The organism is Leptothoe spongobia TAU-MAC 1115, assembly GCF_018739885.1.
Classification (GTDB): Bacteria; Cyanobacteriota; Cyanobacteriia; order Phormidesmidales; family Phormidesmidaceae; genus Leptothoe; species Leptothoe spongobia.
On the sequence record NZ_JADOES010000040.1, the window covers coordinates 35,509 to 50,068 of the forward strand.

A 14,560-nucleotide genomic window follows, 5' to 3' on the forward strand; every position below is an offset into this window, starting at 1 on the left:
TTTATCGAATAAATATGACCAGAATAGAAATAAATTCCCTAGGAAATCTTTTCAAGGTGTCTGTTTCTGGATTCATCTGCACTGACAGCTGCATTGCTATATTCGATTAAATGTAAATGCTCACTGTCAAAGTTACGAGACATTCTACGTGTGCCGGAAGATACATTATCCAGGGCAACACCCAGGATATGAGTACCTCCTCTCCTTAGTTCTAATGCAGTACTGGCCGATGCTTCATGTTGTGAAACACCTGATCGAAGCACCAGTAAAAGACCATCTGAATATCGGCTTAGGGTGCTAGCATCTGTAAACTTAGTCGAGGGAGCCGTGTCGATAATGACAACGTCATATTGTGAGGATGCTGCTGCAATCAGGGATTGCATAGCTTGACTTTCTACAACAGCTCCTGGAAGGTTTACAGGATATTTATGGGGTAACACAAACAAATTACCAACATCTGTAGCTTGAGCTATAGATGATAGCTGAGTCGGATCTTCGAGAGCTGCTGTCAAACCTGGATAATCTAGGCTCTGAAGCAAAGAATCTTTAGAAGAAGCCCAAAAATCAGCATCAATCAGCAACGTTTTTTTCGATAACATCGCTGCTGTAGCCGCTAAATGTAGTGCAACCGATGACTTACTGTCTTGAATAAATGGACTAGTGACAACAATTGTTTGTCCATGCGTTGCTATTTTAGGAACTACGGCATTACCATTACCATTACTCAAAGTTTTGCCGTTCCCTAAAGAATACTGTTGGGCCGATAATGCCTTAAGTAGTGCCCGATAGGGTTCTACTTGTTCTGGTATAGCTAAAAATAAATTAAGGCGATGGGCATCATATCTGTGGGAAAGCTTTGGCAACATACCAATAACAGGTAGCTTGAGTTCACTCTCCACCTCCTCAGGTGTACGTAGAGTGGAGTCAAGACCTTCTAGGACAGCGGCTAATGCAACTGATAAAGCCGCACCCGATATCAGAGCCAACAGCAGAACTACTGCCGGTTTAGGTGCAACAGGATTTTTAGGAATTTCCGCTTCACCAATGATCCTTACGTTACTAACTAGCTGAGCTTCCGCAAGTGTGGCCTCACTTAATTTACTTTGCATAGACTCTAGCGTTTTTGCCGCTTGTTCACGCGCTCTAATCAAGCTAGCAAGGGGCTGTTGCTGAATTGGCAAATCTAGCAATTGAACAGAAATATCAGCAAGCTCACTGTCTATCACAGACAGTTGACTCGCTAAACTTTGCTGCCTGATATTACTGTTGATGTATTGGCCTAGCAAATCTTGGCTAAGGGGGGCATCGGCACTCCGTGGATCGGCGCTTGTCGATAAGCTTTCCAATTTGGCTTGATAGAGCCCTTCAAGAGACTGACGCTTCTCTAAGAGAGCTAGCCAGTCAGGATGCTGTTCTCCTAAGCGGGTTGCTTCATCGGCCATGGTCACATTTAAAGCGGTTATTTCTTGCTCCAGTGTTTGTAGTTCCTGGTTTTGGCCAACTCGCACATCATTGTAAGCAGCCTCTGGCGCAGGGGTTTCAGTAAGAGCTTGAAGTTGTTGATTTTCAGTCACAGTTGACTCTAACTGCGACAAAATCTGAGATCTCTCTGTCTCTAGCCCAGCCTGGCGATTGACAAGTTGTTGGGTCTGTGATTCTAACGCAACAATGCCACTAATCTGTCTATATCGCCCTTCAGCATCTTCAGCCTCCCGAAGACGAAGTTTCTGCTGGGGAATCTTGACTTCCAAAAATTCACGAACTACTTTTGCTTCTTGCTGAATGGCTGCAATATTTTCAGAAACAGTTGCATTAGCGATCTCATTCGCCAACCTCGCCGTCAACTCAGGATCCTGATGCTCAACAGTTACACGCAAGATGTTTGTAGCTGGCAAAATTTCAACATCGACTGCTTTACGCAACCCCTTGGTAGACGGCAGATCCTCTGGCCCATCTTTAAAGGCAAATAATGCTTTCTTAAGGACGCTCTGAGAACGAATGAGCTCCGATTGCGTAGCAATCGGATCTGCAATACCAGGCGCATTAGTCCCGATTTTAGTCAATCCTTGACCTAAATCAGATACACTCGTGTCCTTGTCATTGACAATAATTTGGCTTGAGGCTCGATATGTTGGTGGTGTAACCAACAAATACAGCAATGCTGCGCCCATGGCGGATGTAACTATTGGTAAGGCAAGCCAACCACGACGTTTTAATACCGTCTTTAAACTTACTAAGGTTTTAACCATGGTGCTAGTTCCGATGACAAATAACTAGAGTGAGAATCAGGGACAATATAATTTCAACTGCGAAAAACTGTTGCCTTACTACTAGACAGGTGTGGTTACCTTAGCTTTAGAAACCAGACTATTACCCTCAAAATAGTCTGGGATGGAGACTCCCATCAAATCTAAAATTGTCGGTGCTAAATCAAGTGCACTAGCGACTGATGATGATTTTTTGGATTCATGGTCAGGGCCATTGATCAATAGGAAGCCATTGGGAGTGTGACTACCGGTTCGTTGATAGGGAACTGGACCAATAGTACCAAAGGAGGGACTCTGAATAATATCCGTCAAGTATTCTTCATTCCACATCACGACTAAATCGGCATCAGGCAACCCATCATCTGATTGCATTGCGTGAGTACGAGTTTTAATGACTTCTTGCACAACTGGCTGTCCGCTTCGACTATCAACTAATGCTTTGAGTTCTGCAATCACCTCATCGCAAACCGCATCATAATCTTCAGGCTCAACAATGCCCTCAGCATCACGCCCCTTGAGGTTGATACGAACATACCCCTCAGAGAAACTAGGTAAGGCAAATGCCTTCATCCGAGACCAGGCTGGCTTATACCAGGTCGCTGATTGCCAATCAAAGTCTCCACCTGTATTCTGCAAAGTATAAGGAGACACAAAATCAGATGTGTTTTTATAGCCCAACAAACGTCTAAACTGATCAAAGATACGATGAGCTTTGGTCGGCATTTGAGCTCGTAAAAAGCGAGTCAATGGATTCTTATCATGCTTTTGAGCCCAAATTTGCTGATACCAGCGTCGTCTTGCCCGCATACCCTTAATAGGCTCCTGCACCTTTTGATTGGGATTATGTGAAAAACCAATCTTGCCAGGAAAATTCCAACGATAAAGTAGCTCAGCTAAGAAAAATGTGCTGGTTACATCTAAATTGTTGTTCTGCATACCATGGGCTGAAAATACAACCACTGTGGAGTCTTTGGGGGCAGCCTCTACAATTTCACCAATGGCCGTATCAATTGCTTGAAATACTGACAGTAAGGAGTTTTTACCTTTAGTCACCTGATCTGGGTAAAGCGGATGAGAAGACTCATTAAGGTGCCACATATAGTGGCCTGCCGCATGGGCTTCCCCAAATACCGTCAGCAGTAAATCCCATTCATCATTCTTGAGGAAATGGCTGCAGATCTGACCTCGACGATCAATACCTATTTCCAAGCGTTGTTGCAACGTAGCAATTGAACTACGGCTATAAATATTGGCATGGTCTCGGCCAAATGCAGGATGCTCACCAAACTGTTTTGTTAAAGTCTCAAATAGTGAAGCCGGTTGAGAACCGCGAGCGACTTGAGGCGAGTGAGCGCCCCAAGCGAGAACCTGAACCCCATTTAGGCCATCCACTAGAGTCGTTTGTGGCATATCAAAGACGGCCACCTTTTGGTCATCAAGTGCATAGAAGGGAGAGAGCCCTTCAAATTTGTATGCACCCACCTTTTCTACATCATAGGTAGATGCGTGATATTTTACTGGCCCCCAGTAGCCGGTTGTTTGAGGAGTACAGCCAGTTAGAAACGTGGTCCAAGGAGTCTCGGCCCGATAATATCCTATGTTTTGTAGACGCTGATATGATCCTGTTTCTAATAACTTGGCTAAATTTTTAAGTTTACCAGTACTAATCCACCCTTCTAATAGAGCGGGCTCAGTGGCATCCAGACCAATAGCAATAACAGGCTTCTTCATGATTTCACTTCCAGGTAATCGAGATAGGGTGTAATGAGGTAGTTAGAACAAACTGTTAGATAAATCAATCGACAACTTTATTGACCAAACTTACTAACAATCTTTGCAATTTAGACTGAACATAGTTTTCATAAAAAACTCTCTGACTATGATGCAAGCCGTTCAGAAACGTTTGCTATCCGTTCGGGAACACCTTTCATTCGTTCTTGAGCTTCAGCTATTGAGGGCACCAGCAACGACTGATCATAAATGCCTAACGTTTCAGACGTAATTCTCTCCCAGCTATGGTTCAACTGGGCATAGTCCTGTGCGCCTTTTGCTATTTTTTGCAGCTCAGTAGGATGCTGCACTGCCCAATTTAACTGTTGAGCACAGTCATCAATACTACCAGTCTCAAATAGTAAACCACGCTCTTTGTCAAGTAGCTGTTGATGAGGGGCAATATCACTGGCAAGCACGGGGATACCCTCCATCATTGCTTCCAACATGGCTAGGGGCATGCCTTCTACATATGATGGCAAAACAAAGAGTCCTGCTCCCCGCATGACTTCTGCTAGTTTCTCCCCACGCAGTTCTCCGGTAAAAACGACTTCGGGATCATCGTTTGCTAAGGTACGAATATTTTGAGTGTAGGCTGATGTATCACTGGTGCCACCCACTAGTGCTAGCTTCCATCCAGCAGGTCGCAGTTGTTGAAATGCCTGGATAAGAAGATCAGGCGATTTTTCAGGCACCAAACGACCTAGGAAAACTATATATTTCTGTTTAGACAAGCCTAAGGATTGCCCAAATTGGAAGGAGGGATCAGAGTACGCATAGGGGGCAGATGCGTTGGGTACATAATGGGTAGGACGCTGATATGTTTGTTCAAAATAGCTACACAATGCTTGAGAGACAACAATCATTTCATCAGCACAGCGCACGGCGGATCTCTCTCCAAACTGAAGCAAGGTTTTTGCAAAACTTCCCCATTTTGCCCTTTGCCAATCTAGGCCATGACAAGTGACAACAATTTTAGTTCTAGGCGAGACTACATATGGAATAATGGAAAACATTGCTGGGCCGAGGGCGTGGAAATGGACAACATCATATCCATAGCTGGAAACCAAGCTACCTAAGGCCGAGCTTACAAGGGCATCTACACCCCGTTTACCAAAAGCTGGCATTGAGATGACCCGTACACCTTGAAATTCACTTTGTTCAAACCAGCCAAGTTTTGTAGAAGACGCTCTGGCATATAAATCTACACTATGGCCTTGTTGTACCATTCTTGGGTAGAGTTCTGCACAAGCTCGCTCAATGCCACCTTGATGGGGGGGCAGCTCCTTCACACCGACAACTGCAATTTTCATAGAAGTAACACAATGGCGCTTGATAGGGAATAACAGAGAAAAATTGAAAAGCGTCAACTATTTGCCTGAGAAACATGCCAGCGCTGTAGCATACTATTGTAAATCGGCTCGACTACATGCTGAGCACTGTGGGGAGAGACTGCTTGCATACAAGCCTCTGGGGTAAATCTTTGAGGGTTATCTACAACAGTGACGAGTGCTTGCGCTAGAGATTGAGGCTCTCTTTGGGAAACCACCAAACCACTTTCAGATGTAAGCAAGCTTGGGCCTTGGCCACAATCTGTAGTAACAACAGGTGTGCCACAGGCCAGTGACTCCAGCATAGCAATTGGCAATCCTTCATAGCGACTACTTAATACAAATACATCCGAAACTTGATAGAGAGTCACCATCTCTTCTTTGGGGACAGCTCCTAAAAGAGTGACTCGTGAGGATATATTGTGCTGCTCAATAGCCTGCTCAACTTCTGACTTGAGATCTCCATCGCCCGCAACTAACAGATGAATATCACTTTCGGGAGGAGTTGCAGCCAACGCGCGTAACAACAGTAGCGGATCTTTCTGCGGATGGAGTCGTCCAGCAAATAGCAACAGTCGTGTACTAGGTTTCAGACGAAGGCGGTCCAAAAGTTGTTGTTTTGCCTGTTGGTAGGGGCCGGGAGCCAGTGGCTTAAAGCAACTAGTATCGACTGCGTTTCTAACATCCATGATGCGGTTCACCATGGATGGATAATTTTGCTGGTAAAACTTGGTAGAAGCTGAATTACAAGAAAGGACCTGATCAAACTGCTCCATTAACTGTCGCTCTAGCCAAAAATAGAGCTGAGGAAACTGTTGCCAGAGAATTGTTTTTGCCCCTTTAGCAGAACTCATCTGCTGAGGAATGTCATTATGGACAAATAGTGTTTTATCCCCAAGCCATCCCCGCGCTGCCAATGTGGGTTCAATCCGATGAAAGTGCATAAAGTCCGATTGCAGCGTTTTGCTGAGTAATGCAGCAGTATATCGAACAGTTGTGGGAACTAATTTGCGCACATTGTCATCTAAGAGTGTAAATAGCGGAAAAAACTGTATTGGACGCCCCAATAATTCAGACTCATGCCACTGCCCTACTACTTGACCATTGTCAGCACCTGTGCCTACAAGGCGAATTGAAAATGTATCTGGCGCAAATTTAATAAACGTATTGATTAAAGATTGGATGCCTCCAATGGTTGATTGCCAAGGATTGTATTGGTAAAAGATGGTCAGTACGGGCTTTCTCATGGTAAATGCACTTTGAATTGTCTGAAAAAAGCTTGGTGCCTTTTCTTATACACAAGCCGTTATGCATCCCAAAAATCTAATTGCAAGACATGATGGGCGAACCTTTCAAAACTGAAGCGGTTCACTCCATAGGGCGTCTGTAGATAGATGATGCCATTCACGGCTTAACTAGCATTATTACGTATCATTATTAACAGACTCAATATGTAGGGGGTTGCTGTGGAGTAACTCTTTAAAGAAAGAATAGCTGTCCTCAGAGGAACTTCATACAAATCGTCCTGATGGACTCCTTAACTATTTGAATTTCTAGTAAAGCTCAATTAAGTCTTTAAAGAAAGCATCATCACCCTCAGGCAAACTTTATATAGCTACTTCTGATAGAGCTTATTCCCCACTTCAGTCGACTGACTCTACTTAGATAGCGATGGAGTCATTTGCTATCTATTAGTGCAGGTCTCAAAGGAAATGGAGTTTCATAAAATCGACTCCATCGTTTAAACATAGAGCCAGGGATTCTGATTAAATATCGCTAAATGCCTTCTGAGGAGAAGGCTGTACCTATTTTTCAGGGGCACTTAAGTCTTATCCTCCCACTCTACTAGTGCAAAGGTAAGGACTAGTAAGTTGGAAAAAATCTGTGTTGATCATGGCAGATATAAAGGTTGAATATGTCTGTTCAATTTTTTATCTCTCCCACCCTTCTGGAGTTATTCATATTGGATAGAATTCGTCATAAGTTGAAGGGCTAAGCAGGCATACATATCAAAATAAATTGATATGTATGCCTGCCAATTTTGCATAGGTGATGATTACAGCAAGCAATTTACTAGAGCTTCAAAAAAACTAAATCGGTCAAATAAACATCGGTATTTATATCCAAAAATGTATGGTCTATTGATACCCAATGGAGAGTTTAAATACCTTTTTCGATGAATGCGGTTCCCTAGAATAGCCAGGGTGGGACGCTCCCACTGTTGGCCAAGGCCCTGGTCAAACAAGCTGGTTGGCTACAAACACATGGATAATGACCATGCAATCCCTGAAGGCATTCATGATAAACGCCTCTGGGTGGCAGAATTAGTGACCACTTATCCAGGCTGGTGGCTGTCTGGCGCAGTGGAGGGCTCTAAAGGCCATAATCTGCATGTAACGAGAACCTTAAGCCGACCAATGACATTATTAGCAGCGGATCCATCAACTCATTAGCTAAACTCTAACCCTCTGATCACAGGGGCTTTACAGAATCTTCTACTCCCTTTTGAGAGCCTGTCATCGTTCTTCAAAAGGACCAAGAGCCTAGGATTTCAGCTTTTGTAAATGCTAAATATTAAAATATAAAGCAAATCTTAAGATTTTGGGGTAATATTAAAATATAATAGTTCTAGCTTTGCTGTTCTGGTCAGGTCTTGTTGTGGCTTGGCGGAGTTTTTGCAATCAACTGCCTTTGAGAGTTTTCGAAAATTCATTTGTACTTCAATTGAGAGTCGTTAGCTTATTTAAAGCCTTTAGCTTACTTAAAGCCTTTAGCTTACCTAAAGCTTTCTCTTGAATTTTTGACATATCTGATTTCGCAAATTGCTTGCTACAAGTCAATTCGCTAAACCGTCATAGCTACTCAAAAGAATTCCTCGAATCTCTCCTTTCTAACATTTCAGTGGAGGATTCTTTCTACGATGCGAACTGACAATAAAGCCATGTTTAACGAGTTATCTCTCTATTCCACTGGTCAAGAGCAAGGTAGGGTGTCTGTTTTTATTGACGCTGCCCATGTTTTCTATGCTGCGTCCACACTGGGTATCGAGATCGATTACAGTAAGCTGGTTTCTCAGTTAGTTCCGCATGGGCAGTTGCTACGAGCCTATTTCTATACAGGTGTAGACCCGAAAAATATGAAGCAGCAAGGCTTTCTTCTTTGGATGAAACGTAATGGCTATCGAGTAATCACCAAGGAGATCACGCCCAAAGAGAACTCTGATATGGTCAAACCTCAAAGATCGGTTGACTTTTGTGTGGAGATAACCGCAGATATGATTGAGCAGGCGACGTTTTGTGACACGGTGATTTTGGTGACTGGAGATGGTCGCTTTGCTCGGTTGCTTCAACACTTTGTTCATTCCAGTACAAGAACGGAACTCGTGAGCCTTCAGTCGATTACCAGTGAGCGCCTTTTAAATGAAGCAGACAGTGCTATTGATTTTGCTAGCTTGAAGGATGCGATCGCAAAACGCCAAATCACTTACAAGCGTTCTCGGTTCAACGCAGCTTAGAGTTATAGCTAATCAAGCCTGAGGTAATCTATGCAGCAATTAGAGTCTTTCTTCCTGCCAGAAAGCTCTAATTGCTATTGCTTTTAGCAGTTTTATATTGTCTGGCAGTCTAAAACTGTATCAAAATGGTGGCATTGCTGCCCCTTGGTTTGTTTCTGGTGACAGCAGAAAACTAAGGACAATGGTTATCGACAATGTCCATCTTAGCCATGGCGATATGACTGAAATGCAGGCTTAAACCACGTCCAAGTTGAAACCTGTAGTTTCTCCCACGGTAAAACGACCGTTCTGGACGTGGACAAGGTTTATATGACCAGTCGCAGTCACCTAATTCGTGAAATTGCTAGCGTTCAGAGTCGTTAATTGCGATCGTAAAACAAACTTCAAACACCTATGATGGCAAAACTATAAAGCTTCCACATAATGAAGCAATATAGTCCCATAGGGAGTAAAACAAGACCTGCCAAAAAGACAACCATAGCCTTGACTGGCCAATGGCCCTGGGAAATCATTTTCTTTGCTTTCCAAACCATCAATAGAATTCCTGAATCTCAACAAACAGGGTAATTTCCCATATATTTGCAACACAATAGAAATAATAAATTAAGGAAAAATACTCTTCGAATGTGATCAAGCTTGACGATGAGCACGATCAAACGCTCTGTCTAACGCCTAGGACCAAACACTTTAGCCAGAGATTTGTACATACTTATAACTAATAACCTTGGTAATGTTAAGAGAATTTCAGATCCTCTTAACTTTTTGTAATACTCGTAGCAGAAGGAAAATATAATAAGTTGTTTCGTATAGTCCTGCCCTATTTAATACCCCGCCAGAATGAGACAGTCTGATTCCCTACATAGTTCAGGGAGACTCCAGCAAACCCATGACACCTTTCCTGTCCATCTCATTGGTGTAACTCAACCCCATGGTGTGTTGATGGTATTAACTGAGTCTGACTTTATGATCACCCAGGTTAGTGAAAATGCCGACTTGCATCTCGGCATCAGCCTTCAATCATTGTTAGGTAAGTCGTTACTAGACATCCTGGAGTCAACGGCTCAGCTCCAACATAATTTGGAGGCCTGCACAGAGCAACCTGTCTATATTCCTATTTCGTTGCCGATATCCGATGCCATCAAACACTTTGATGGGCAAATCCATCGGATAAACGAGTCCATCATTTTGGAGCTTGAGCCTGCGGGTTTACAGACAGTGATTCAGCTGACGTCTCTGCAAAATAATGTGCAACGGGCCATTGGTCGCTTACGCCAAATAGATGATATTAACGATTTTCTCCAGGCCTCCGTTCAGGAAATACAAGCATTTACTGGCTACGACCGAGTTATGGTCTATCAGTTTGATCATACCCAGGCGGGCTCGGTCGTAGCTGAAGTCAAACCATCTGACGCAGTGTCTTACTTGGGGCTACATTATCCGGCCACCGATATCCCCAGTCTGGTGCGACAGCTGTACCAACAGGGTGTCGTCCGATACATCCCTGATTTAACGGCTTCACCCGTCAACCTGCTTACAGCAGAGGTCTCTGGCCTTGCAGAAACCCCGCCAGATTTGAGGCACTCTATGCTGAGAGGCGTAGACCCCTGCTGCATTGAATATCACCAAAACATGGAGGTGACTGCATTACTGGTAATTTCCCTGGTTAGAAATAATCAGCTTTGGGGACTGCTCTCATGTCACCATCCGACGAAAAAATACCTTCCCTACGCTGTCAGGTCAGCCTGCGCAGTGTTGGGACAGTTTATTGCGGCAGAACTGGCCGGTAAAGTCAATCAAAATGAACTGAACTATCTCAACAGCCTCAAAGCAATTCAGACGGATTTTATAGAATCTATTGCCGCTGCTCAAGACTTTAAGCAAGCCCTGATTCATCCAGAACCACGCCTGCTGGATATGGTGAATGCTAAAGGTGCAGCCGTCTGTCTAGATCAAGACATTACGTTAATCGGTGATACACCTGCTTTGGCAGATGTGCAAGCCTTGATTGACTGGTCAATGGCAGACAAGGTCACAGAAATTTTTCACACCAACTGCTTATCCAAGGATTACCCCGCTGGCGCTAATTTCCAGACCATTGCTAGTGGGGTCATGGGGTTAAAAATCTCTCAGCTGCGCCGTTATCTGATCCTCTGGTTTCGTCCTGAGGTGCTGCAGACGGTCAACTGGGCTGGCAACCCAGACAATGGTATCCATAAGACAGAGGATGGCGATGTCTTCCTCTGTCCTCGCAACTCCTTTCAACAGTGGCAGGAGACGGTACAAGCGACAGCCTTGCCCTGGAAACCTGTCGAGATCTCCAGTGCCCTAGCCTTAAAAAATGCCATTGTTGGCATTGTGCTCAATAAGGCTGATGAGTTAGCACAAATTAACCTCGAACTAGAGCGTAGCAATCGAGAACTCGATTCGTTTGCCTATGCTGCCTCCCATGACCTGAAGGAGCCTCTGAGAGGCATCACTAACTTTTCAAATATTATTTTGAAGCGCTATAGCCAGAATTTAGATGAGTCCGCTATTAAGAAGCTGCGAACATTAGTCAAACTGTCTGAACGGATGGATAGGTTAATTGATGCGCTACTGAGATTTTCACGACTAGGGCAAGCTGAGTTGCATTATCAGTCAACAGACCTAAATGACCTTATAACGAATGTTATTGATGGATTGGAGGCAAGCCAAGCCGATACAGCACCATCACTAAACGTGCTACTACCAAGACCGTTACCCACGGTCAACGCTGATCCAGCCCTCATTACAGAAGTCTTGAGCAATCTTCTAAGTAACGCTCTCAAGTACACCAATAAACCCCAGCCAAAGATTGAAGTTGGCTACTTAACCGCTGACGAATGGCAGCGAGAAGACGGGGGACTTCCAGCTCATACCTGTGCCCTCTACGTTAAGGATGATGGCATTGGTATTCGAAAACGGCATTTTCAAAATGTATTTCGCCTCTTTAAGCGTCTCCACGAACGCGATAGCTATGGTGGTGGTACAGGGGTGGGGCTCACCATTGCCAAGAAAATTATTGAACGCCATGGCGGACAAATCTGGCTAGAGTCTAACTATGGTGAAGGAACAACATTTTACTTCGTGCTAAACTGTGAAGAAAAGTAATAAACTCTGGTAAAAAATTAATTCTTTCTTAAGTTTATGCTCGATAACAATAAAGCTACTTTACTAGTCGTTGAAGACAGTGATGAAGATTTTGAAGTCCTGCAGATCTTCATGGAAGATCTAGCGGTTACCAACCCCATTTATCGCTGTACAACTGGGGATAAAGCGTTAGATTTTTTGTATCGCAATCAGGGTGAGGTAGGGACTAAAAAGGACCCCCTTCCCTCGATGATTTTGCTGGACTTAAATCTACCTGGAATCGATGGTAGAGAAGTGTTAGAGCGGCTTAAGCAAGATGATGAGTTTCGTGAAATTCCCATCGTTATTTTTACTACCAATTCTGATCCTAGAGATATCAAGCTCTGCTACAGCAAGGGGGCCAATGGTTATCTGATCAAGCCGGTTGGTACAGAGAGATTTGAGAAGGCAATTCAAGCATTTGTAGATTACTGGCTATATACCAATACTCCACCCGATTGGGTTGAGCTAACTGGATTTCATTAGGATGGATTGAAAAGTAGAAATCAGGTTTAAAAAAGTCCGTAATCAATCGTATTTTTGTGGAGAATGTTTATTTGTTTTATGAGTGGTTTCCTAGTGAAATCATTGTGCGGTGGATTCTATCCTGCCATCTTTGTAATTGTTTGGATAACTTTAAAGTGGCTAAGGTATAAGGCTTTTTAGGCATTTTTGGCTGAGGCACACCGATAGTAGTAGAGTGTTTCTGAAAGTATCTAATGGAAGCACTTATCGATTTTGTATATTGATTTTTATATTTTATTAACAATTTAAAGTTTAATGTCACCCTGGTGAGGAAGATGCTCATCACCTTCCATGGCTGCGGCTCACACATTGCTCATTGTTGATGATTGTGCAGAGGATCGAGAGGTCTATCGCGAGTACCTTTCTAGCGATCCTCATAATACCTATGAATTTTGCGAAGCGTCCCTGGCAGAAGTGGGCCTTGAGCTTTTTTTGAAGCAGCAATTTGATGTGGTGCTGCTGGATTTTTATATGCCCGATATGACGGGGTTGGAATTTTTAGGGCAGCTGCAAAAACATCAGCATAAGGTGCAATATCCCATCATTATGCTGACGGGGCAGGGGAATGAGGAGCTAGCTGTACGGGCCATGAAGCAGGGGGTACAGGACTATCTGGGCAAGCAGCACCTGCAGCCAGAGGTCTTGCAGCGTACGGTGAGGAGCGTGATCCAGCAATCCCATCTCCATGTGGCGTTGCATAAAACCCGTGAGCAACAGCGCTTAATTGCGACAACGGCCTTGCGGATTCGACAGTCTCTCGATCTAAGCCAGATTCTGGATACAACGGTGGCTGAAGTCCAGCAGCTTTTAGAATGTGATCATGTGGCCGTTTATCAAGGGGATACCCAGGATTCGTCTCCTAAAATTAAGGCCGAATTGGGTACTCGCTGCTGTGAATCACGAACACTCAATTCGGGTGAAATCCTGGCCCACCCTACAGCCAATGGCGAGTCGCCTCAAAAGGATGACTATCGAGAGCTGACTGCGCCCATCTTGATTCATTCACCCCAGTCGTCTCAAAGCTATACCTGGGGTTACCTGGTGGCTCACCAATGTTCTAAGATTACGGCCTGGCACCCAGAAGAACATAGTCTTCTGAATGAACTAGCCGTACAGCTTGCGATCGCAATCCAACAAGCCGAACTACTATCCCAAACCCAATCAGCCTTAGAAAAAGCCCAGGAACTGAGCCATTTCAAATCCCAAATCCTCGCCACCGTTTCCCATGAATACCGATCACCCCTGGCCGTTATCCTCGGTGCAGCCTCTACCCTAGACCGTCATGGTCAGCGTCTAGAGCCCTCAAAGCAGGCCCGATTTCTAACCATGATCCAGGAAAAGGCCAGACACATGACCCGACTAGTGGACAATATGCTGGTCATGCATCAATGCGAACTGGACCAGGCTCGGTTTGAACCAGCTCCTATGAATATTCTGCAATTTATCGCTGATATTGTAGAAGAATATCGAGAAAATACCCCAGAACATCAGCTAATCTTCCAAATAGCGGGCAAAACTCAAGGTTTCTGGGGTGACCAGGGTATGCTTCGACTGGCTATCGATAATCTGTTATCCAATGCCATTAAATTTTCTCCCGATGGTGGGCAGATTGAAATACATCTTTTGGGCGAAACGACAAAAATCATCCTCTCGGTTAAAGATTTTGGTATTGGCATTCCCCAAGAGGACATACCGAATTTATTTCAGTCCTTTAGTCGCGCCAGTAATGTGGACAATATTCAAGGTATTGGTCTAGGTCTCTCTATTACCAAAGCTTGCATTGATCTGCACCAAGGCAGCATCCGCTTAGAGAGTGAAGAAAACTATGGCACCACTGCCATTGTCGATCTACCAAAACAACCGCAGGTGCAGCCGTAATCGTCTCATAGCGACGAGCCCTCTATGAGACGATTCTCGCGGTCTAAAAGGCAGCCCTTTCAAGGTGATTTTTTAGGCTTTCTATTTTGTGCAAGTAAACGAGCTGTAGAGACATGCGGCTTATTTTT

At 44.2% G+C, this 14,560-nt stretch carries 8 protein-coding genes; 4 read left to right on the plus strand and 4 right to left on the minus strand.

Annotation, left to right across the window (positions count from 1 at the left end):
• Positions 1-38: 38 nt before the first annotated feature.
• The 4 genes from IXB50_RS17465 to IXB50_RS17480 all read right to left on the minus strand — a co-directional run bounded on the left by IXB50_RS17465 (position 39) and on the right by IXB50_RS17480 (position 6,615).
• Positions 39-2,249, minus strand: a complete 2,211-nt coding sequence (locus IXB50_RS17465; protein ID WP_215610274.1) for a GumC family protein — start codon at positions 2,247-2,249, stop codon at positions 39-41.
• Between the two features lie 81 nt (positions 2,250-2,330).
• Positions 2,331-3,998 (minus strand): alkaline phosphatase family protein, encoded by a 1,668-nt coding sequence (locus IXB50_RS17470; RefSeq protein WP_215610275.1) that lies wholly within the window; start codon positions 3,996-3,998, stop codon positions 2,331-2,333.
• 146 nt (positions 3,999-4,144) lie between these two features.
• The gene (locus tag IXB50_RS17475; protein ID WP_215610276.1) at positions 4,145-5,350 is read right to left on the minus strand and encodes a glycosyltransferase family 4 protein; all 1,206 of its coding nucleotides are present in this window, start codon (positions 5,348-5,350) and stop codon (positions 4,145-4,147) included.
• A 53-nt stretch (positions 5,351-5,403) separates the two neighbouring features.
• The gene (locus IXB50_RS17480; RefSeq protein WP_215610277.1) at positions 5,404-6,615 is read right to left on the minus strand and encodes a glycosyltransferase; all 1,212 of its coding nucleotides are present in this window, start codon (positions 6,613-6,615) and stop codon (positions 5,404-5,406) included.
• Between the two features lie 1,673 nt (positions 6,616-8,288).
• On the opposite strand from IXB50_RS17480, the gene IXB50_RS17485 reads away from it, so the two are divergent.
• From IXB50_RS17485 to IXB50_RS17500, 4 genes are all read left to right on the plus strand, one after another.
• Entirely contained in the window at positions 8,289-8,882 is a 594-nt protein-coding gene (locus tag IXB50_RS17485; protein ID WP_215610278.1) for a LabA-like NYN domain-containing protein, read from the plus strand.
• 837 nt (positions 8,883-9,719) lie between these two features.
• Positions 9,720-12,011 carry an ATP-binding protein gene (locus IXB50_RS17490; RefSeq protein WP_215610279.1) on the plus strand — a complete coding sequence of 764 codons (2,292 nt, stop codon included), beginning with the start codon at positions 9,720-9,722 and terminating at the stop codon, positions 12,009-12,011.
• A gap of 36 nt (positions 12,012-12,047) precedes the next feature.
• Positions 12,048-12,515 (plus strand): response regulator, encoded by a 468-nt coding sequence (locus IXB50_RS17495; protein ID WP_215610280.1) that lies wholly within the window; start codon positions 12,048-12,050, stop codon positions 12,513-12,515.
• Positions 12,516-12,845: 330 nt separating this feature from the next.
• A complete protein-coding gene (locus tag IXB50_RS17500; protein ID WP_215610281.1) occupies positions 12,846-14,432 on the plus strand; it encodes a hybrid sensor histidine kinase/response regulator in 1,587 nt (528 codons plus the stop codon).
• Positions 14,433-14,560: the final 128 nt, after the last annotated feature.

Coding starts and splice junctions, on each gene's coding strand:
- IXB50_RS17490 (WP_215610279.1), top strand. CDS start 9,720: ATGAGACAGTCTGATTCCCTACATAGTTCAGGGAGACTCCAGCAAACC.
- IXB50_RS17480 (WP_215610277.1), bottom strand. CDS start 6,615: ATGAGAAAGCCCGTACTGACCATCTTTTACCAATACAATCCTTGGCAA.
- IXB50_RS17475 (WP_215610276.1), bottom strand. CDS start 5,350: ATGAAAATTGCAGTTGTCGGTGTGAAGGAGCTGCCCCCCCATCAAGGT.
- IXB50_RS17465 (WP_215610274.1), bottom strand. CDS start 2,249: ATGGTTAAAACCTTAGTAAGTTTAAAGACGGTATTAAAACGTCGTGGT.
- IXB50_RS17470 (WP_215610275.1), bottom strand. CDS start 3,998: ATGAAGAAGCCTGTTATTGCTATTGGTCTGGATGCCACTGAGCCCGCT.
- IXB50_RS17485 (WP_215610278.1), top strand. CDS start 8,289: ATGCGAACTGACAATAAAGCCATGTTTAACGAGTTATCTCTCTATTCC.
- IXB50_RS17500 (WP_215610281.1), top strand. CDS start 12,846: ATGGCTGCGGCTCACACATTGCTCATTGTTGATGATTGTGCAGAGGAT.
- IXB50_RS17495 (WP_215610280.1), top strand. CDS start 12,048: ATGCTCGATAACAATAAAGCTACTTTACTAGTCGTTGAAGACAGTGAT.